This is a genomic window from Thermostichus sp. OS-CIW-26, from assembly GCF_054058395.1.
The window spans coordinates 21,959-41,023 of record NZ_JBSSAG010000013.1; the positions used below are offsets into that span (position 1 = coordinate 21,959).

The window sequence follows — 19,065 nt, forward strand, 5'->3', positions numbered from 1 at the left end:
CTCCAATCCAAAAACCAAGCCAAAAAGTAGGGGCTGGATTCAGCCCCTCCTAACTTTAGTCGGTGTAGATCGCTGCAGCGATGGCGAGACAGGATCCGGCTTAGTGCACCACCACTTTAACGTTGGCGTTGTTCAGGCCAGGACGCTTCACCTCGGCCAAGGTCTTGTTGACGGCGTACTTTTGGTTGATGGAGTTGATCAACTCGGTTTGGTTGTGCTTCTTGGCCACGCCCCACAGATCGGCGATCAGGTCGTAGGAACCGTCGGGATTCTTCGACCAGCCCAGGTCGTAGTCGCCTTCCAACTGAGCCACGATGTCAGCGCGAACACGCTGGCCGTTGTAGCCACGCACGTCGGCGTTCAGCTTAACGGTGTAGCCGAGATCGCGCAGAGAGTTGATCAGGACTTGACCGTCAGTGATTTTGGTACGCAGGGTGCTAAAATGAGACATGGTGTTTCTCTCCTTTGTATAGGGGTTGGAACATCGACACAAACAATGGGCACTGTTCTTTGGGGAAGGTTTGGGCCCTGCCGTCCCTGCTTCTGTCAAGGTAGCTTTGGATCCTCACCTCCTCCTAGAACTCCAGCCGCTGGTACTCGGCTACAGAGGCCGCTGCAGGCCGAGCCCGCTGCTGGGCCCATTCCCTCAACGCTACCACTTGCTCCGTCATGGTGCGAGATAGCGGTTGAGTTGCTTTCGTTGCTGCCAAAATGTCCAGCTGGGTAAATTCGCGGTTCTGGGCAAACGCTTCGTACATGGCAGCAATCAAAACTTGTTCGATCTCTGCGCCGGAGAAGCCTTCACAGGCGGCAGCTAGCTGGCGCAGGTCAAAGCGGCTGATATCGCGCCGCCGCTTCTTCAGGTGGATCCGAAAGATCTCGATGCGCTCGTTGATGTTGGGCAAGTCCACGAAGAAGATTTCGTCAAAACGGCCCTTGCGCAGGAATTCGCCCGGCAGACGGTCCACACGGTTGGCGGTGGCCATGACAAAGACCGGCGAGCGTTTCTCCTGCATCCAGGTCAGGAAGGAGCCAAAGATGCGGCTGGAGGTGCCCCCGTCAGAATCGCTGGAGCCTGCTGATCCAGCAAAGGCTTTGTCCAGCTCGTCGATGAAAAGGATGGCAGGGGCGAGAGATTCAGCAGTTCGCAGGGCACTGCGCAGATTCGCTTCCGATTTGCCCACCATGGAGCCATCATAAACGCGGCCCATGTCCAGACGCAGCAGGGGCAGGCCCCAGAGACGAGCCGTGGTTTTGGCGATCAGCGACTTACCGCAGCCAGGCACGCCCAGGATCAGCATACCCTTGGGTTGGGGCAGTCCATAGGCGCGGGCCCGCTCAGTGAAGGCCTCAGAACGTTGCAGCAGCCAGCGCTTCAGCTCTTCCAGACCGCCAACGGCGTCGATGGTCTCGTCCTCTTCGATAAACTCGAGAATGCCGTTGCGCCGGATCAGTTGCTTCTTCTCAGAGAGGATGATGTCTACTTCTGCCTCGGTGAGGCGACCATGCATCACCACAGCCTTGCGGTAGACTTTTTCTGCCTCGTCCTGCGTTAGACCCAGGGCCGCCTTGAGCAACTTTTCGCGGGTATCAGGAGCCAAAGGCAGGGAGCGCGGGATCTGCTCCAGCTGGCGGTTGAGGGCGCGCTCCAATGTGGCCATGTCCGGCAGGGGGAAGTCCACTACGCAAATGTCTTTCTCCAGCTCGACCGGGATCACCTGCACCGGCGACATGAGCAGGATGGTTTTGTGGGATCCCTTCAGGCTGGCAATAGCATCCCGCAGCCAGCGCTTCACCTCGGTGTTGTCCAAGAAGTCATGTAGGTCTTTGAAGACGCAGATGGCGGGATCCTTTTGCTCCATGACCCACTGGATGGCGGGCTGGGGGGATTGGGTGTTGTGCTGGGTGAGGCTGCGGGGGTTGCCGTATTCGACGATGCCGTGGGTAACTGTCCAAATGAATAGGCGACGCTGAGGCTTAAGGGTGCGGGCAATTGCTGCCAGAGCCGCTTCTGCCCGTTCCTCCTCTGGAGTCAGCAGGTACAGCAGTGGGTATTGAGCTTGAATGAGGATGCTTAGCTCTTGCATGGGAAACACCAACTGCAGAGGGGAAATTTCAGGAGCCGCCAGAACGGTTGAAAAATGGGGTTCGAGTTGCCTAGGTATTGGATTGCACTTGGGAGTACGCCCTTGTTGGATGGATTTTGAGAGGATTTTAGAAGCCTTCTGTGTTGCTGTCTGTTCCTATCAGCTCAAGTTCCTGAAGGGGGCCCGCTTGGGAGCGTTCTAGCAGGGTACCAGAGCATCCTGCCGTTGCTCTTCCGAGCCAGCAGCCGATCCCCAGTATTCTGGCTCCACCTCTTCAAGGATGGCTTCGGCAGCCGATGTCTGGTGCAGGGAAACCACCTCTCCATCGCGGATAACAAATGGGTGACTACACTTGGGACATTGATGGACACGATAGGCGCTACCTTGTACCCCTTCAATGACCTCTGGGTGAAGCAGATAGAAGGTAATGGCCTTCTCTGCCACTGCCGACATCGGCTCCCGCTCCACGGCAGCCCGAATCTTCAGATTCCGGTGCAGCTCAGGTGAGAGATACAGGGTCACCTTCTGCTTGGACTCTGTGCCTTCCACTACCTCTGGCCGATGATTCATGGCTAACCGCTTTCTTTGAATTGCTTGCCAAACTTGGGGCCTATCATAGCCAGTCTGCCGGCTTGACGGCAAGTTTTTAACAATCTGTAACAAACAATTTTCTTGATGGCCCTCTGTGGATACCTGCGGCTGGGGGAGTAGGCTAGGTGGAAGACAAGGAGAGGAATGTCCAATCCCTATGGAACGCTTGATCAACACCCTCAGCAAAAATTTCTCTAGCTGGGGCCGCCGTGCCCTGGTGCAGGCCAGCGATGGTTTGGCCAGCTTGAGAGACACTGCCGTGGATAACGGCAATCTGTTACTCTGCAAGGCTCGCATCGCGTTCGCGGATGCCAGCTTCACCACCCTAAAGGCAATTCGGTCTCGCTTTGGCGCCAGTCGCTGACGGTTGGGCAGAAGCACCCTGCTAGCCGCCCAGATCTTGCAGCCGATAGAGGCTGGCATAGAGCCCGCTGAGGGCCATGAGCTCGGCATGGGATCCCTGCTCTTTGAGTTCCCCCCGCTGCAGAACCAAGATGCGATCCACATCGCGGATGGTGGAAAGGCGGTGGGCGATGATCAGGGCGGTGCGATCCCGCAGCAGGGTGTCTAGAGCGGATTGCAGGAGGGCTTCGGTGCCCACATCCAGGCTGGCGGTGGCTTCGTCCAAAACCAAGATTTTGGGATCCCGCCACATGGCCCGCACAAAGCTGATAAGCTGTTTCTGGCCGCTGGAGAGGTTGCTGCCCCGCTCTCGCACAGGGGTGGCGTAGCCTTGGGGCAAATTGCGGAGGAAGTCATGCAGGTTGAGTTGGCGGGCGACCTGCTCCACTGCCGCTAGATCTGCCTTCTCTCCTAGGGTGATGTTTTGCTGGATATCCCCGGAAAATAAGAATCCATCCTGCAGAATTACCCCTAGGTGGCGGTGCAGCTCGGCTTGGGGGAGATCGCGAATATCGACACCGTCGATGCGAATGGAGCCGTGGGTTACGTTATAGAGGCGGCAGAGCAAGCGAATGATGGAGCTTTTCCCGGCTCCCGTGGGCCCCACCAGGGCCACTTTTTCTCCGGGGCGGATGGTGAAGGTGAGGTCTTTGAGCACCCACTCCCCGGGGTTGTAGGCAAACCAGACGTGCTCAAACTGCACCTCTCCTCTGGCATCGGGGGGTAGGTGGCGGGGCTGAGCGGGATCCCGGATGGCGACCGGCAGGCTGAGGATGGCGTCGATGCGCTCGACGGCGGTGAACCCCGCCTGTAGGGCCGTAAACTTTTCGGCCAACTGCCGCAGCGGGTTGAAAAACCGTTGCGAAAAGAGAATAAAGGCGTAGAGGCTGCCAAAGGTGAGGGGTTCCCCGGGCAGGGGCAGGGATCCCGTCCATCCCCCTCCAAGTGAGCCCCTACCGGCTGACATCACCTGCTGCCCGCCCACCCAGAGCAAAGCCGCCACGGCCAGCCAAGACACCCACTCCAAAACGGCAGAAAGGGCAGAATCATAGAGGATGGTTTGATCCACTTCCTGGATGTAGCGGCGGTTTATGGTTTGAAAAATCTCGCTGTTCAACCGCTCCCGGCGAAACAGTTGCACAACGACAATGCCCAAGATGTTCTCCTGGATCCAGGAGTTCAGTTTGGAGAGTTCTTCGCGCACGCGAAAGTTGGCATCGCGAAAGCGGCGCTGCAACTCGAGGACAACGGCGCTGATGGGCAGGACGATCAAGATCAGCAGCAAGCCCAGATCCCAGCGTTGGCTGAGCATGACCACCGCGATCACCCCCAGGGTAAACAGGTCGCTGACAATGCCGACGGCACCGGTGGAAAAGACATCCCCCAAGGCTTCCACATCGTTGGTGATGCGGGTGATCAACTTACCCACCGGGGTGCGGTCGAAAAACTGAGCCGGCAAGGCCAGAATGTGGGCGAAGAGATCGTCGCGGATGTCGCGAGTCATCAATTGCCCCAGCTTTTGGCTGACATACCCTTCCAGGGCTTGAAAGAGCCAGCGAACCAGCACCGTCAGGATCAACAGACCCACATAGGGCCAAAGGTCGGCGAGGATCCCGGCCTCACCTCGTTCCAGCGATCGGGCAATGGGGCCATCCAGAGCCCGCTGCAGAATCAAGGGCTGCACCGCATCCGCCAGCGCCAAGGGAGGCAGAAAGGCCAAGGCGGCCAACAGTAGCTTCAGGTGCCGACGGGCGTAGGGCCAGAGGAGCCGCAGCAGCCGCCAATCGCTTTCTCGCCGAGGGCGGGGATCCCTACTTAAATCGGTATCGGGGGGAGAGGCGGCAAGGCTCACAGGCTTACACCCGAGAACAACAAAGACAACTCATAGAGAGCAGTAAACTACCCGACTCCGACCGCTAAAGCGGTACGGAGCGGGCTTTCGGTAGCCCTGCAGTTGGCAAGCCAACCACGAACCTCTAGGCTGGTTTACGACAGCCCCCAAAAGCGCAATCACATTCGCACCATTCAAATCCGCATCCCCTTCCCATCCACAGTGTCCACACTTAAACTTCTTTCCACTGCGGTAGGATTGCGCAGGGTCGGGATGAATGTGCAAACACCGGTGGCAGGTCTGCGACGTGTAGGCAGGCGGCACCAGAATCAAAGCAACCCCTGCACGCAGAGCCTTGTACTCCAAAAATTGACGGAGTTGATAAAACGCCCAACTGTTGGCCCTGCGCCGTTCAGTTTTACTGCGGGGTTGTTGGTTGATGCGCTCCCGGATCCCTGTCAGGTCTTCCAGGGCGATAGCGCTGTTTGTCGCCTTTGCCCTAGAGACAATAGCTTTGGAGATGCGATGATTGACCCACGCCTGAAAGCGTCTTTCCTTGCCAGACAGCCGTTGCAACAGTTCTCTGCATCTGCGCCGCGAACTGCGGGTGCCCTTACTGGCTTTGCGTTGAAGTACCGCCCTCAACCGCGAGTGATGGTCTCGGACTTTGTTCAACTGCTGTCCATTCCAGTTATCTCCTTCCGATGTATGAGCAATATCCGTCCTTCCCAAGTCCACCCCCAGCACTCTGCCCGTGCGTTGCGGCGGGGATGGCTCCGCTTCCACGCAGATCTGAATAGAGTAGGAGCCGTCTTTGCGCTTGACCAGAGTGGCAGATTTGGGATTGGAGCCTGCCAACTGTTCTCTCTGGTAACGGCCAATCGCCAGCTCAAAGCGCTCTCGACCCTCCACCGTGGTCAGCGACACCGTCCAGTCTTTCTCGCGAAACGAAAAGATACGGGCATCGTAGGTCGCAAAGCCTCTCTTGAACGCTTTGACCGGACGGTTTTTCTGTTGGGCAACTTTACGGGCGCCGGCCAGCCGTCTGCAGACCTGCTGAGCCAAGTTACTGGACAAGCCGAACCGGGCACGGATTTCGCGGTAGCACAGAGACTGGAGCTTAACGGCGTTGGCGACTTTCTCCGGCGTGTTCTGGTTGACCCAGTTCAAGGCTTGGCCAAAAGCCTCCAAAGTCGCGTCCAATTTGGCGGCTTGCGACTGGGACACCTTGAGCTTGCAGGAGACGGTCAGGACTTGGGTCATGGTTCTATTGTGACTTCCGCATTCCTCCCGGCACTGACCCTACGGGTACAGTGCGGGGCTCCTGCGATTTCTAGCTGATCTACTCTAAGCGCTCTCCCTGAGGGAGAGGGAGTTTGGGATCCGCAAGGGTTTCCTCGCCATTGGGAATGGCTATAGCTGCACCCCTAATGGCTCTGGGACGGACGGAAAACTGGCCGCTTCAGGAGCTTCTGGCCGCTCGGTTCGGGCAGGCTGTAGGCAGCTTGATGAGGAGAAACCGGCAATGTCTTACTCAACCTCTTACTCCGTGTCTTACTCGAAAATCTTTTTCCCAGTTTGGGTGGCGGGGCTGGTGTTGTTGATTGGCGGTGGGATCCTGTTTGTCCTGCTGCGGGCTTTTGGGCTACCTATTGGGGAGCTGGCCGATTGGGCCATTGGGATCGCCAGCTTTTGGTGGCTGGTGGTGATCGTCACCCTTCCCTGGAACCTCTACTTTCAGGCCAAGGCCGTTCAGCAGGAGGCGGTCGTGTCTCAGGAACGAGGGATCCCGGTGGAAGATTCAACCTTGGCTTTCCTACAAAAGCTCAGCCGCTGGTCGTTGCGCGTGGCCATTGCCCTGCATGGGCTGTCGGCTCTAGCTTTCTATGGCTTGGCCGTTGGGCAAGTCACCCCCATTGGCTACCCCAGCGCCGTGGCTGCGGTGTTGTTAACGGCTCTGCGCCCGGCCATCCGGGGCTACGAGTATTTGGCCGACCGCTTGGCCCAGTTGCAAGGGCAAATCCAGATCCCTCGCGAAGATGCCCTCGAGCTGGCGGAACGACTAGAGCAGTTGCAGCGCCAAGTCGAGCAGTTGCAGGAGCAATGGGATCCCGGCAAACCTGGCTCTTGGGCCCAACAGGAGGAAGAAACCCGGCGCTACCTACGGCAGGAGCTGGCCGCGCTCAAGGCCCAACTGGAACAGTTGCGGGCCAGCAACGAGCTGGAGCACAGCCAACTGCGCCAAGAGACCCGCCAAGCTGTGACTCAGCTCAGTGTGGATAGCCAATTTCTCGGCCATGTGCGGGAGATCCTGCGCTTCATCAAGGAAGCCTAGCGGGATCCGTTGTTCAGTCCTTCCAACTGAGCGGAAAACTGAGAAGGAACAAGCTTGGTGCCCACCCCGGCATCGGTCAAAATCTCCAGCAGTAGAGAGTGAGGGGATCCCCCATCCAGAATGTGGGCTGCCCGTACCCCTTGTGCCAAGGCGCGAATGCAACACTGCACCTTCGGGATCATGCCGCCCTTGACGACACCGGCTTGGATCAACTGGCGAGCCGTCTCGATATCCAGCAACGTAATCAGAGAGCTGCGATCCTGAGGATCTTTGAGAATGCCAGGGGTGTCGGTGAGCAAAATCAGCTTTTCTGCCCCCAGAGCAGCCGCCAGTTCTCCCGCCACCGTATCGGCGTTGATGTTGTAGGCTTGGCCCGTCTCATCGGCAGCCACACTGGAGATCACCGGAATCTGTCCACCTTCCAATAGGGTTTGCAGCAACTGGGGGTTGATACTGCTCACTTCCCCAACAAAGCCGATCTCTGCCCGGCCCTGGGATCGCGCTTTGATCAAGTTGCCATCCCGCCCGCACAGCCCCACCGCCGATCCGCCGGCCAAGCTGATGAGCTGGACGATCTGCTTGTTGACCTTGCCCACCAACACCATCTCCACTACTTCCATGGTGGCGGCATCGGTAACCCGCAAGCCATCTACAAACTTGAAGGGAATGTCCAGTTTTTGTAGCCAACTGTTGATCTCCGGCCCCCCCCCATGCACCAACACCGGGCGGATCCCCACACAGGCCAGAAAGACGATGTCTCGGAGCACCTCGGCCCGTCGCTCTTGGTGCACCATGGCTGCGCCGCCGTATTTGATGACAATAACGCGGCCCTGGTACTGCTGAATGTAGGGTAAAGCCTCGATGAGGATCTGCGCCCGCGTAAGGGGATCACACGCCGACCCGGTCGCCTCAGAAAGGGAAGAGTTGGTTTGCACTGCTGTAAGTCCCTAGAAGTCCAGAAAACCTGACCTAGAGTATCCCATTCTGCTTGCAAAGCAGATCTCAGGCTTTGGGCGTCAACTGGTGGTTTTTTTTCAAGCTCGCTTCCCCAACCCAAGGACAATTTGGTTGAGGAATCGCCGTCAATCTTCAGGTATGGAACGGGATCGCCAGCAAAGGCAACAGGGACAACCCCAACCAGGCCCAACCCCGAATTAAAGAAAAATGGGGCGGGGGATCGACGGGCCCTGACTCTGCCTGCTGCAGCAGGGCATCGATACGCTCCTGCAGCCGTTGCCCTGAGTCCGAACTCACGGTCATTGCAAAGCCAACCCAGGCCGCCGCCGGTTGCTCCACCACGCCATAGCCCACCACCTGCAGCAGGGCCTCTCCCAACAGCAAGGGATCCACCCGTTGGGCCGCCCAGCGATCCGCCCGCAGTTCCCGCAGAGTGAGCAATTCCTGCCAGAGGGCCTCGGTGTTGGGCAGCCAGCCGGTGAGGCGTCGCAGCCAGCCCACCCCAAACATCCAGAGGGTGTCGCGGTAGTGGCGATGGGCTTCTTCGTGAGCGATTACAGCCCGCAAGTGCTCATCATCCAACTGCTCCAGCAGGCCGCGGCTGACCACCAACTGGGCATTCCACACCCCCACTTGAGCAGCAAAAGGGATCTCCAAATCCAGCACATAGGCCGGAGAGCCATGCAAATCCACCTGGGCCAGAGCTTGCAGATGGGCACGTCGATAGGAGCGCCAGTATTCCCAAATCCAGTGCAAGGCCACGCCGCCGGCCACGGCCAGCAACAGCAGAGCACAGCCGTAGCAGAACCAGCCCCCCACCCCGGCCATTTGTCCCCACGGCCCCATCCAGGCCAAGGCCAAAGCAGTGGTCAGCAACAGCAGCGGGGGCAGCAAGAAGTGGATCCAAGCCCGCTGCCAACGTCGGCTCCACCCGCCCCCCTTATCCAGGCGCACTTGCACCCGCCACAGCCAACTGAGGCCCAAGCCCAGCAATAACATGCCCAAGTGGCTCATCGCGGATCCCTCCTGGCTTGACGGGCCGCCCGCAGCCGTTCGGCAATCGCCTGCAACTGGGACACACTGGCCTGATCCAGGCTATCGGCAAAGGCTGCCACCGTATCGGGATCCCCCACGGCCAAAAACTGCTGCAGGTGGGTGAAGGCCCTGAGGCTGGCCGCTTCCTGACGCGAAAGACGAGGCCGCCACAGCATGGGCAGATTCCGCCCTTGGGGATCGGTGCGGCGCTCACAGCTCACCCAGCCCTTCTGGCTTAAGCGCTGCAAAACTGTAGTCACAGAGGCATAGGCCAGCTCCCGATCCGGATCGGCCAAGATGCGCTCGTGGATTTGACGGGTGCTGGCGCTGCCCAGATCCCAGAGGATCTCCAAGATTTCCGATTCCAGAGGGCCCAGCGACAGTTGCTTGGGACGATGCTTGGGCAACATGAGCCTTTGCCGGTGTAGGAACTTTTATCTAGACTAACCGTTGCAGTCTCAAACCCCTCAGCCATTTTTAAGGATCCGCTAAGCTCGAAGATGGTGGTTCTTTGTGCTGTTACTTCCCATGGCTGCTCCCACCTATTACACCATCACCTTCGGCTGCCAAATGAACCGCGCCGATACCGAGCGCATGGCCGGGATCCTGGAGTCCCTGGGGTATGTGGCCACCGAAGATGAGTTGCAGGCGGACTTAGTTCTCTACAACACCTGCACCATCCGCGACAATGCTGAGCAAAAGGTCTATTCCTACCTGGGCATCCAGGCACAGCGCAAGCGCAAGAACCCGGCCATCAAGCTGATCGTGGCCGGCTGTGTGGCCCAGCAAGAGGGGGAGAAATTGTTGCGCCGCGTCCCTGAGCTGGATCTGGTCATGGGCCCCCAGTACGTGAACCGCCTTGGGGATTTGCTGGCGCAGGTGGAAGCCGGAAACCAGGTGGTGGCCACCGAGCCGGTTGAGATCCCAGAAGACATCACCAAGCCCCGCCGCGACAGCCAGGTCACTGCTTGGATCAATGTCATCTACGGTTGCAACGAGCGCTGCACCTACTGCATCGTGCCGCGGGTGCGAGGGCAAGAGCAGTCCCGACAGCCCCAGGCCATTCGCGCCGAAATCGAAGACGTGGCCAGAGCGGGCTACCGCGAGGTGACGTTGCTGGGGCAGAACATCGACGCCTACGGACGGGATCTGGATCCGAAAACCAACCTGGCCAGCTTGTTGCGCTTCGTCCATTCGGTGGAAGGTATTGAACGGATTCGCTTTGCCACCAGCCACCCGCGCTACTTTACCGAGGAGCTGATCGCCACCTGCGCCGAGCTGCCCAAAGTCTGCGAGCACTTCCACATTCCCTTCCAGGCGGGCAGCAACGAAGTGCTCAAGCGGATGCGGCGCGGCTACACCCACGAGCGCTATCGCCAGATCATCCAGCTCATCCGCCAATACATGCCCGAAGCCGCCATCAGCGCCGATGCCATTGTCGGCTTTCCGGGAGAGACCGAAGCTCAGTTCCAAGAAACCCTGCAACTGGTGCAGGACATTGGCTTTGACCAAGTGAACACTGCTGCCTACTCCCCCCGTCCCGGCACCCCTGCCGCCGAGTGGCCCGACCAGGTGCCTGAAGAGGAAAAAAGCGACCGCCTGCAACGGCTGAACCGACTGGTGGCCGAGGTGGCTGCCGCTCGCAGCGCCCGACTCTTAGGCCAGGTGCAAGAGGTGCTGGTGGAAGGCCCCAACCCGAAAAACCCCCGCCAGGCGATGGGGCGTACCCGCGGCAATCGCTTGGTGTTCTTTGAAGGGAATCCGGAGCAACTGCAGGGATCCCTGGTGCCGGTGCGCATTACCGCCACGCGAGCTTTTTCGCTGACCGGAGAGGCAGTTACCGTCCGCGCGAGCGGGCCATAGGATGAAGGCTCTCACAAACACAACTTTCCCCAGTTCCCTCTTGTCCGATTGCGCCGGCGGAGCGCCTCTCCAGGGAGCTGTTTCGCTGAGAAAAACCATGCCCTCCTGGGTGAACAGCTTTAAGGCAACCGCCAGGCAGTCACTGCCCTTTCCGCCACGCCGACCAGGGCACAACCACCGCCCTAGCTAGCTTTCTTCCGCGCAGCAGTAGAACGGAGCTTCATACACAACGTTTTGGCAACAGCAACAGGCCGGCGCTGGAACAGGCCCCGAATACCTGCCCTGCCTAGCGCAAGATTTCAAAATCCAAAACGGGCTCTGTCTGGGTCACGCGGTAGTACCCGGCCTGGGTACGAACCGAAGCCTGATAGGGACTGGGCAAATCTAGCGAGCGCAGGGGTGGGATGTTGGTGCGTTGGTTCAGCAGCGTGGTGAAGAAGGCGGTGGTCTGCCGGGCCTGGGAGCGCACCACCTCCTCAGGGAAAATGACCGGATCCACATTCCTGCCTGTATCCAACAGGATCCTATCCAGGGCATCTCCCACCGGATAGGAAGGATAGGCAATTTGGGCCAAGGCGGATCCAATCGGGATCCCGGCGGACAGACAACCCAGAAGAATGGCCAAAGTCAGACGCATGTGCTGGGATTCCTCCTGCGCTACAGCTTTTCCTCAACACCGGAAAAAAGGGGGGGTTGGACGTTGCCAATCAACCTTGATCCCCGTGCAGCCTACCTTTTGACCGGCGGCTAGAGCGGATTCTACTCGAAATGCCTCAATTGGCAACCGCCTGCAACCCAATGGAGGGCCAACATGACAAAGGATCTCGCCGCCGACTAGGATCAGGATGCTCTGCTTGGGAGCCTTCAGCCTGTGAGTGTTTGTGTTCGCCTTGCCCCCAGTCCAACTGGAAATCTGCACATCGGCACCGCCCGGACGGCAGTGTTCAACTGGCTGTATGCCCGTCGCCACGGTGGCCGGTTCATTTTGCGCATTGAGGACACCGATCGCGATCGCTCTTTGCCCCGTTACACCCGCAATATTTTGGCAGGCCTGGCCTGGTTGGGTCTGGACTGGGATGAAGGGCCGATCTACCAATCCAAGCGCATCGAGCGCTACCAAGCAGTGGTGCAGCAGCTTCTAGATCAAGGGCTGGCCTACCGCTGCTATGTCAGCGAGGCGGAGCTGGAGGAGATGCGCGCTGCCCAGAAGGCCGCCGGCAAAGCCCCCCGCTACGACAACCGCCACCGCTTTCTCACCGAAGCCCAGCGACGAGCCTACGAAGCCGAGGGTCGGCAGCCGGTGATCCGCTTCAAAATCGAGGAGCCCCTGGAAGTGTCTTGGGTGGATCTCATCCGCGGCCCCATTACCTGGAACACCCAGGATTTGGGAGGAGACATGGTCATTGCCCGAGCGGATGGCTACCCTCTCTACAACTTGGCGGTGGTGGTGGATGATATTGACATGGGCATCACCCATGTGATTCGCGGCGAAGATCACATCGGCAATACCCCCAAGCAGATTTTGCTCTACCGCGCTCTTGGCTACGAACCTCCCCAGTTCGCCCATTCTCCTTTAATCCTGAACCCGGAAGGGAAAAAGCTCTCCAAACGGGATGGGGCAACTTCGGTAGCAGAGTTCCAGCAACTGGGCTTTTTGCCGGAAGCTCTCAAGAACTATTTGGCTTTGCTCAGTTGGTCGCCCCCGGATGGGGAAGAGCTTTTCTCTTTGGAAAAGGCGGCTGCGCTGTTCGACTTTGACCGGGTTAACCGTGCGGCTGCCCGCTTTGACTGGGACAAACTCAACTGGATCAACAGCCAGTACATCAAGCGGCTTTCTCCGCCAGAACTGGTAGAACGGCTCACCCCCTTTTGGCAGGCGGCAGGGTTTGACCTTTCCGGAGTGCCGGATCCCACCTGGTTGGAAGATGTGGCCCGCCTGATTGCCGATGGTATCGACCGCCTGGCAGAGGCTCCTCCGCTCAGCCGCTTTTTGTTTCAGGAGCCCCTCAGCTACACGTTGCCAGCTCTGGAACAGTTGCGCCTGCCTGGGGTGGCAGAGGCTATGGCTGCTATGGCTGCCACGCTGGCTGCTGCCGAGCTGCCTCAGGTTAACGACTCCGTCCCGCTGACGCGAATGGTGGACAGCTTGAAGCCGCTGGTGGATCAGGTGGCCAAAGCCCAGAACATGAAAAAGGGCCTGCTGATGAAGAGTTTGCGGGCCGCCCTGACAGGGGATCTGCAGGGGCCGGATTTGCTGCAATCTTTTGCGCTTCTGCAGCGGCGGGGCTGGGCTTTGGGGCGGTTAGAGGCTGTGCAGAAGTTGGTTCCTTGTTGATGGAAGCCCATCTCTTGCTGTCATGCCTTCGGTTGCCTCTGTTGAAAGTGCTCCGCACCGCTGCCGCAATCGGGATCCCATGCTGCTAGGCCAGCTACAGGCTGCAAACCAAATTGTCCAAGAACTGGTGCTGCTCTCTTCTCAGCTAGAAATCGCAGGAGCCCCGCACTGTACCCGTAGGGTCAGTGCCGGGAGGAATGCGCTTTGATGAAGTACAATGAACTTATGAGCCAAGTCCTGACCGTCTCCTGTAAGCTCAAGGCGTCCCAGTCGCAAGCCGCCAAATTGGACGCGACGATGGATGTCTTTGTGCAGGCATTGAACTGGGTCAACCAGAACACGCCGGAGAAGATCGTCAACGCGGTCAAGTTGCAATCCCTTTGCTACTACGAGATTCGAGCCCGATTCGGCTTGTCCAGTAACTTGGCTCAACAGGTGTGCAGACGGGTGGCAGGCGCTCGCAAAGTGGCGAGACAGCGCAACCGTCCGGTTAAAGAGTTCAAGCGTGGGTTCGTTACCTACGACGCACGCATCTTCTCGTTCCGTCAAAAAGACTGGACGGTGTCGCTGACCACGGTGGAAGGGAGAGAACGCTTTGAGCTAGCCATTGGTAACTACCAGCGTGGGATGCTGGCTGGCTCTAACCCCAAATCGGCCACCCTAGTCCAGCGGAAGGATGGCTCCTACTACATCCAGATTTGCGTAGAGGAAAAGCCACCCAAGCAACAAGATACCGACAGGGTGATCGGGGTGGACTTGGGAAGGACGGATATCGCCCATACGTCAGAGGGGGACAACTGGAATGGACAGCAGCTGAACAGAGTCCGCGACCACTACTCCCGACTGAGGGCGGCACTCCAACGCAAAGCCAGTAAGGGCACACGCAGTTCGCGGCGCAGATGCAGAGAACTGCTGCAACGGCTGTCTGGCAAGGAGAGGCGCTTTCAAGCGTGGGTCAATCATCGCATCTCCAAAGCTATTGTCTCTAGGGCAAAAGCTACCAACAGCGCTATTGCTCTGGAAGACCTGACAGGGATCCGGGAAAGGGTCAATCAACAGCCACGCAGCAAAGCCGAGCGGCGTAGGACCAACAGTTGGGCGTTCTACCAACTACGTCAGTTTCTGGAGTACAAGGCGAGGGTTGCAGGGGTTTCTCTGATTCTTGTGCCGCCCGCCTACACGTCGCAGACCTGTCACAAGTGTTTACACATCCATCCCGATCCTGCGCAATCCTACCGCAGTGGCAAGTCGTTCAAGTGTGGGCACTGTGGATGGGAAGGGGATGCGGATTTGAATGGTGCGAATGTGATTGCGCTCTTGGGGGCTGTCGTAAACCAGCCTAGAGGTTCGTGGTTGGCTTGCCAACTGCAGGGCTACCGAAAGCCCGCCCTGTACTGCGAAGCAGTCAGGGTCGAGTAGTTTACGCTCCCTACACCCACTTGGAGCTGAAGATCATCGACGATGGCTGTGGTATGCCGGCGTCCAAGAGTGGGGTGGATCCCGCCCAGCCGTCTGGCCATGGACACGGGTTGCTCAACATGCGCTACCGAGCCGAGTTGATCGGGGCAAGCATTGCTTGGCGTAATCGCCGCTTTGGCAGTGGCACAGTGGTGGAACTGCGGATCTCTTTGCCGCCGAGTTCCTAATCTTGTCCCCAGCCCAGTCTTTTCAAGGTAGCAGACGCAGCATTTTCGGTCTCAACCTGTTCTATAGTCGTTTAAGCTCAACGGATCCCCGGTTGTCTGACCCGTTTGTAGGGGATCCTCTCACGCTGGCAAGGCGGAGTTTTTGCGCTGTCGTTAACACTGCGAGGAGAAGCATCTGTGGCCTATCGTGTGACTTTGATCCCTGGGGATGGCATCGGCCCGGAAGTGGCCAAGGCGATGACCACGGTCTTGGAGGCTACTGGGGTTCGGTTCGAATGGATCCCGGTAGAAGCAGGAGTGGAGGTGATCGAGAAATACGGCACCCCCTTGCCACCCCAGGTGTTGGAGTCCATTCGGGAAACCAAAGTGGCGATCAAAGGGCCGATTGGCACTCCCGTAGGTACTGGCTTTCGTTCGGTCAACGTAGCCATTCGCAAGGAGCTGGATCTCTACGCCAATCTGCGCCCGGCCAAATCCATGCTCGGTGTCAAAAGCCCTTTTCAAGACATTGACCTAGTGGTGGTGCGGGAAAATACTGAAGATCTCTATGCCGGGATCGAGTTTGAACGGGGCACGCCGGAAGCCATCCAAGCGCGGGAGGAAATGATGCGCCTCTCCGGCAAACCCATCCGCGAGGGATCCGCCATCGGCATCAAGCCCATTTCGGACTTCGGCAGCCGCCGCATTGTCAAATTTGCCTTTGAGTACGCCCGCCAGAATGGCCGCAAGAAGGTGACGGCAGTGCACAAAGCCAACATCATGAAATTCACCGATGGCTTGTTTCTGCGGGTGGCGCGGGAGGTGGCCCAGGAGTATCCCGACATCGAGTTTGAAGATCGCATCGTGGACAACATGTGCATGCAACTGATGCAAAAGCCGCAGCTCTACGATGTGCTGGTGCTCACCAACCTCTATGGGGACATCATTTCCGACTTGTGCGCGGGGATGATCGGCGGGCTGGGGGTGGCGCCGGGGGCCAACATCGGCGACGGCATTGCGGTTTTTGAGGCCATTCACGGCTCTGCTCCCAAATATGCCGGCCAAAACAAAGTCAACCCCTGCGCTCTGATCCTCTCCGGGGCGATGATGCTGCGCTACCTAGGAGAGCGGGAGGCTGCCGCAAGGGTGGAGGCGGCGGTGCAGGCGGTGATCGCCGAGGGCAAGCAGGTCACCTATGACCTGGCCACAGGGGATCCCGTCGGCACTCAGGAGATGGCAGAGGCCATTGCTGCCCGCGTGCGGGAGATGGCTTCGCAGTAGGGTTTGGCGTCAAATGTTCTGATCCCAGGCTCCCCAAGGGAGGGGGGCTAGAGGACTCAATACCCCAAAACCGGATCCACCACCCCCAGCAAGGGATCCCCGGCCCGGAAGCGCCGCACATTTTCTCGCACCCGCTTAGAGAGGGCTGGGACAATCATGGCATCGGTAAGAGCAGTGTGGGGGGTAATCAGGCAGTTGGGCAAGCTCCAGAGGGGATGCCCATCCGGTAGGGGCTCGGGATCCGTGACATCCAAGGCGGCCCCGCGAATGACCCCCTGCTGCAGGGCGGCCACCAAGTCGGAGGTCACGATGTGCTTGCCTCGCGCCACATTCACCAGCCAGCACTGGGATCCCATCTGCTCCAACTCAGCTTGGGCGATGATCCCCTCGGTTTCCGGCGTGAGGGCCAAAGCCAGGATCACCACATCTGCCCCTGCCAACACCGTTTGCCGTTCCGCGAGTGTCACCACCCGCGTGGCCCCCGGCAAGGGATCCGCCTTGCGACGCACCACGTCGATGGAGCACTGAAAAGGCTGCAACAGCTTGATCAACTCTTGGGCGATGCCCCCGGCCCCAAAAATGACCACGCGGCTGCCCCAGAGGCTGGTACCGGAGCCTTCCTGCCACGTTTGGGCCAAGGCGCGGATCTTCAAGTCGCGCAAGCCGGCCAAGGTCAAGGCCAAGGCATGTTCTGCCACCGGTTGAGCATAGACTCCCTTGCCACAAGTCCACACATAGGCAGGATGCAAAACCCCTGCCCGGACAAAAGGCTCTACCCCTGCCCAGGGCAGCTGCACCCAGCGGATCCCTTTCCCTTCCGCCAGACAACGCTTCAGGCCAGGCACATCAAAGGCATCGGCCCAGACCAAGGCTTCTGCTTCTGCCAGGGGCACAATTTCGCCACCCCCTGCCAAAACAGCCTCTTTGAGCCAGGGGCGAAGATGGCCGGGTTCGACGGCAATGCGTTTGCCTTGGATGCCCATAGGAACCATTGGATAAGGCTTTCCCCTTGCCAGGATACTGTCGGCAGAGCGAGAGATGGCATGCACGGGCAGCCGCAAAAACCGGTGATCGAGTGTTAAGGGATCCCAAAGGGATCCTGGGCCACTTCCATAGGATCGCTAGGGTGAAAATTAGGGCTGCTGTGTTGGCTCAATCCTTAAGTAGGTAGCATTCCCCAATGACCCTATCCGAACTGCTGATCTTGGTGACGCTGCTCTTTCCCGGGATCCTGTTGTCGCTCATTGTGATGGGAACCTTTGCCGCAGGGGGATAATCATCTCCCAATGACAATGGTGAAGCCCTAAAGACGTGAAGACATGTCCAAAACCAAGCTGAGCGCCTGGGTCATGGGCTGGGGGTTAGCCTGCACTGCTGCTCTCTTTTTGCCCAGCGTGGCTGCTCAAGCTCAGGTGACCCTCGGTGTGCAGCCGGTGCGGGTGGTGCAAGGGATCCCTTTGTACCAGAAGGAGGTTTGGGTTGGAGACAATCGGATCCCCGTTTCTATCGTGGTCATTTCTCTCGCAGCGGGCCAACTGCGGCCTATCTGGGCTGCACCTGCGGGGCTGGTGGGTCTGGGGGAGCTGTCTTCCTTTGGCCCCGAACAGGGGGCAGTGGCCGCCATTAACGGTGGGTTTTTCAACCGCAACACCCGTCAGCCGCTGGGGGCAATTCGTCGGGATGGCCGTTGGATCTCCAGCCCCATTTTGGGTCGTGGGGTCATCGCCTGGTCGGATGGGACGGCAGGGCAAAAAGGAGGATCCGTGCGCTTTGCCCGTTTGCGGATGCAAGCAGAGCTGCGCAATGCCATTGGGGATCAAATCCCAGTGGTGGGCATCAATACAGGCTATATCCTGCCCGGCATCTCCCAGTTCACCCCCGACTGGGGATCCACCTACACCACCCAAACGGACGACGAAATGCTCGTGATGGTGCGGCAGGATCAGGTGCAAGAAATTCTGGTGGCTGGCCTGGCCGGCAGTTTGACGGTACAGATTCCCAGTGAGGGGTATGTATTGGCAGGGCGGGGGCTAGAAGGTGCCCTAGAAGCCCGCAAGCTGGTTCCCGGGGATCGCCTCAGCCTTCATCTGCGCTTGGATCCGCCCGAGCTGGAGGCCTATCCCCACATCCTAGGGGCAGGGCCGCTCTTGCTCTTGGATGGGCAGGTGGTTTTGGATGCCCGATTGGAGGCATTTCAACCCCTCTTTCGCAGGCAGCGAGCCGCCCGCAGTGCCATTGGTCAACTGGACAGCGGACATTTGCTGCTGGTTACCGCCGGCAATGCCCAGGAAAATCAAGGGCTCACCCTGCTGGAGATGGCACAGTTGATGCAGCAATTGGGCTGTCGCCATGCCCTGAACTTGGATGGGGGCAATGCTTCCACCTTGGTGCTGGGGGGAGAAGCCGTCAATTGGGAACACCGGCACCCAGAAGCCAGCCCACCCAACAGTGAGACGGATCCCAGTCCCTCCCGGCGGCGCACACCCCGAGTTCACAATGGCCTAGGGTTTTTCCCAAGCCCAAGTCGGTGACAGAAAACTTTTGTGCCGGCGGGATGGAGTCTTTTCCCTTTGATCCAGGGATCGAGGGTGGGATCCCCGGACTTTCTGGCTGATTGGATGAGGGGTCAAGTATTCTCCAGGATTGGATCTACCTTCTCAACAAAAATCTCTCCTCGCCAGAGGAAGGACTCGGCTTTGATTGCGCAATGGGATCCCGGCAAT

The 19,065-nt window shown here is 58.9% G+C and carries 18 protein-coding genes; 8 read left to right on the top strand and 10 right to left on the bottom strand.

Annotated features, from left to right (window positions below; all coding sequences use genetic code 11):
* Positions 1 to 100 precede the first annotated feature (100 nt).
* From ACVW0C_RS07230 to ACVW0C_RS07240, 3 genes are all read right to left on the bottom strand, one after another.
* On the bottom strand, positions 101 to 451 hold the full coding sequence (locus ACVW0C_RS07230) for a DUF1257 domain-containing protein (protein ID WP_011433295.1): 351 nt from the start codon (positions 449 to 451) through the stop codon (positions 101 to 103).
* A 124-nt stretch (positions 452 to 575) separates the two neighbouring features.
* Entirely contained in the window at positions 576 to 2,087 is a 1,512-nt protein-coding gene (gene ycf46 / locus ACVW0C_RS07235; protein ID WP_011433294.1) for a stress-responsive protein Ycf46, read from the bottom strand.
* 198 nt (positions 2,088 to 2,285) lie between these two features.
* A complete protein-coding gene (locus tag ACVW0C_RS07240; protein WP_041436554.1) occupies positions 2,286 to 2,657 on the bottom strand; it encodes a hypothetical protein in 372 nt (123 codons plus the stop codon).
* Between the two features lie 178 nt (positions 2,658 to 2,835).
* Between ACVW0C_RS07240 and ACVW0C_RS07245 the strand changes: the two genes are divergently transcribed.
* Positions 2,836 to 3,042, top strand: a complete 207-nt coding sequence (locus ACVW0C_RS07245; RefSeq protein ID WP_041436551.1) for a hypothetical protein — start codon at positions 2,836 to 2,838, stop codon at positions 3,040 to 3,042.
* A gap of 21 nt (positions 3,043 to 3,063) precedes the next feature.
* Here ACVW0C_RS07245 and ACVW0C_RS07250 read toward each other — a convergent pair whose 3' ends face one another.
* Both ACVW0C_RS07250 and ACVW0C_RS07255 read right to left on the bottom strand, forming a co-directional pair.
* Positions 3,064 to 4,932 carry an ABC transporter ATP-binding protein gene (locus ACVW0C_RS07250; RefSeq protein ID WP_457384762.1) on the bottom strand — a complete coding sequence of 623 codons (1,869 nt, stop codon included), beginning with the start codon at positions 4,930 to 4,932 and terminating at the stop codon, positions 3,064 to 3,066.
* Positions 4,933 to 4,962: 30 nt separating this feature from the next.
* Positions 4,963 to 6,174, bottom strand: a complete 1,212-nt coding sequence (locus ACVW0C_RS07255; RefSeq protein WP_457384763.1) for an RNA-guided endonuclease InsQ/TnpB family protein — start codon at positions 6,172 to 6,174, stop codon at positions 4,963 to 4,965.
* A gap of 262 nt (positions 6,175 to 6,436) precedes the next feature.
* Between ACVW0C_RS07255 and ACVW0C_RS07260 the strand changes: the two genes are divergently transcribed.
* On the top strand, positions 6,437 to 7,246 hold the full coding sequence (locus tag ACVW0C_RS07260) for a hypothetical protein (RefSeq protein ID WP_457384764.1): 810 nt from the start codon (positions 6,437 to 6,439) through the stop codon (positions 7,244 to 7,246).
* Here the strand turns inward: ACVW0C_RS07260 and argB are convergent.
* The 3 genes from argB to ACVW0C_RS07275 form a co-directional block, all read right to left on the bottom strand.
* Positions 7,243 to 8,181, bottom strand: a complete 939-nt coding sequence (argB, locus tag ACVW0C_RS07265) for an acetylglutamate kinase (RefSeq protein ID WP_414373667.1) — start codon at positions 8,179 to 8,181, stop codon at positions 7,243 to 7,245. The two genes, ACVW0C_RS07260 and argB, sit on opposite strands and share 4 nt — an antisense overlap.
* A 154-nt stretch (positions 8,182 to 8,335) precedes the next feature.
* Positions 8,336 to 9,217 carry a M56 family metallopeptidase gene (locus tag ACVW0C_RS07270; RefSeq protein WP_457384765.1) on the bottom strand — a complete coding sequence of 294 codons (882 nt, stop codon included), beginning with the start codon at positions 9,215 to 9,217 and terminating at the stop codon, positions 8,336 to 8,338.
* Positions 9,214 to 9,648: a BlaI/MecI/CopY family transcriptional regulator gene (locus ACVW0C_RS07275; protein ID WP_414344770.1), complete on the bottom strand. Its 435-nt coding sequence runs from the start codon at positions 9,646 to 9,648 to the stop codon at positions 9,214 to 9,216. Before ACVW0C_RS07275 ends, ACVW0C_RS07270 begins: the two co-directional genes overlap by 4 nt.
* A gap of 118 nt (positions 9,649 to 9,766) precedes the next feature.
* Between ACVW0C_RS07275 and miaB the strand changes: the two genes are divergently transcribed.
* The gene (gene miaB / locus ACVW0C_RS07280) at positions 9,767 to 11,101 is read left to right on the top strand and encodes a tRNA (N6-isopentenyl adenosine(37)-C2)-methylthiotransferase MiaB (protein ID WP_457384766.1); all 1,335 of its coding nucleotides are present in this window, start codon (positions 9,767 to 9,769) and stop codon (positions 11,099 to 11,101) included.
* Between the two features lie 286 nt (positions 11,102 to 11,387).
* On the opposite strand, the gene ACVW0C_RS07285 is transcribed toward miaB, so the two are convergent.
* Positions 11,388 to 11,738 (bottom strand): hypothetical protein, encoded by a 351-nt coding sequence (locus ACVW0C_RS07285; RefSeq protein WP_011433285.1) that lies wholly within the window; start codon positions 11,736 to 11,738, stop codon positions 11,388 to 11,390.
* A 234-nt stretch (positions 11,739 to 11,972) separates the two neighbouring features.
* On the opposite strand from ACVW0C_RS07285, the gene gltX reads away from it, so the two are divergent.
* From gltX to ACVW0C_RS07305, 4 genes are all read left to right on the top strand, one after another.
* Positions 11,973 to 13,436 (top strand): glutamate--tRNA ligase, encoded by a 1,464-nt coding sequence (gene gltX, locus ACVW0C_RS07290; protein ID WP_457384767.1) that lies wholly within the window; start codon positions 11,973 to 11,975, stop codon positions 13,434 to 13,436.
* Between the two features lie 225 nt (positions 13,437 to 13,661).
* Positions 13,662 to 14,855 (top strand): RNA-guided endonuclease InsQ/TnpB family protein, encoded by a 1,194-nt coding sequence (locus tag ACVW0C_RS07295; RefSeq protein ID WP_457384786.1) that lies wholly within the window; start codon positions 13,662 to 13,664, stop codon positions 14,853 to 14,855.
* A complete protein-coding gene (locus tag ACVW0C_RS07300) occupies positions 14,786 to 15,082 on the top strand; it encodes an ATP-binding protein (protein ID WP_457384768.1) in 297 nt (98 codons plus the stop codon). The genes ACVW0C_RS07295 and ACVW0C_RS07300 overlap by 70 nt, the downstream gene beginning before the upstream one ends.
* A 177-nt stretch (positions 15,083 to 15,259) precedes the next feature.
* Positions 15,260 to 16,342 carry an isocitrate/isopropylmalate dehydrogenase family protein gene (locus ACVW0C_RS07305; RefSeq protein WP_457384769.1) on the top strand — a complete coding sequence of 361 codons (1,083 nt, stop codon included), beginning with the start codon at positions 15,260 to 15,262 and terminating at the stop codon, positions 16,340 to 16,342.
* A gap of 56 nt (positions 16,343 to 16,398) precedes the next feature.
* Here the strand turns inward: ACVW0C_RS07305 and ACVW0C_RS07310 are convergent, their stop codons facing one another.
* Positions 16,399 to 17,325 carry a D-isomer specific 2-hydroxyacid dehydrogenase family protein gene (locus ACVW0C_RS07310; protein WP_414416498.1) on the bottom strand — a complete coding sequence of 309 codons (927 nt, stop codon included), beginning with the start codon at positions 17,323 to 17,325 and terminating at the stop codon, positions 16,399 to 16,401.
* Between the two features lie 336 nt (positions 17,326 to 17,661).
* On the opposite strand from ACVW0C_RS07310, the gene ACVW0C_RS07315 reads away from it, so the two are divergent.
* Complete coding sequence (locus ACVW0C_RS07315; protein WP_457384770.1) at positions 17,662 to 18,873, top strand: phosphodiester glycosidase family protein; 1,212 nt, start codon at positions 17,662 to 17,664, stop codon at positions 18,871 to 18,873.
* Positions 18,874 to 19,065 lie beyond the last annotated feature (192 nt).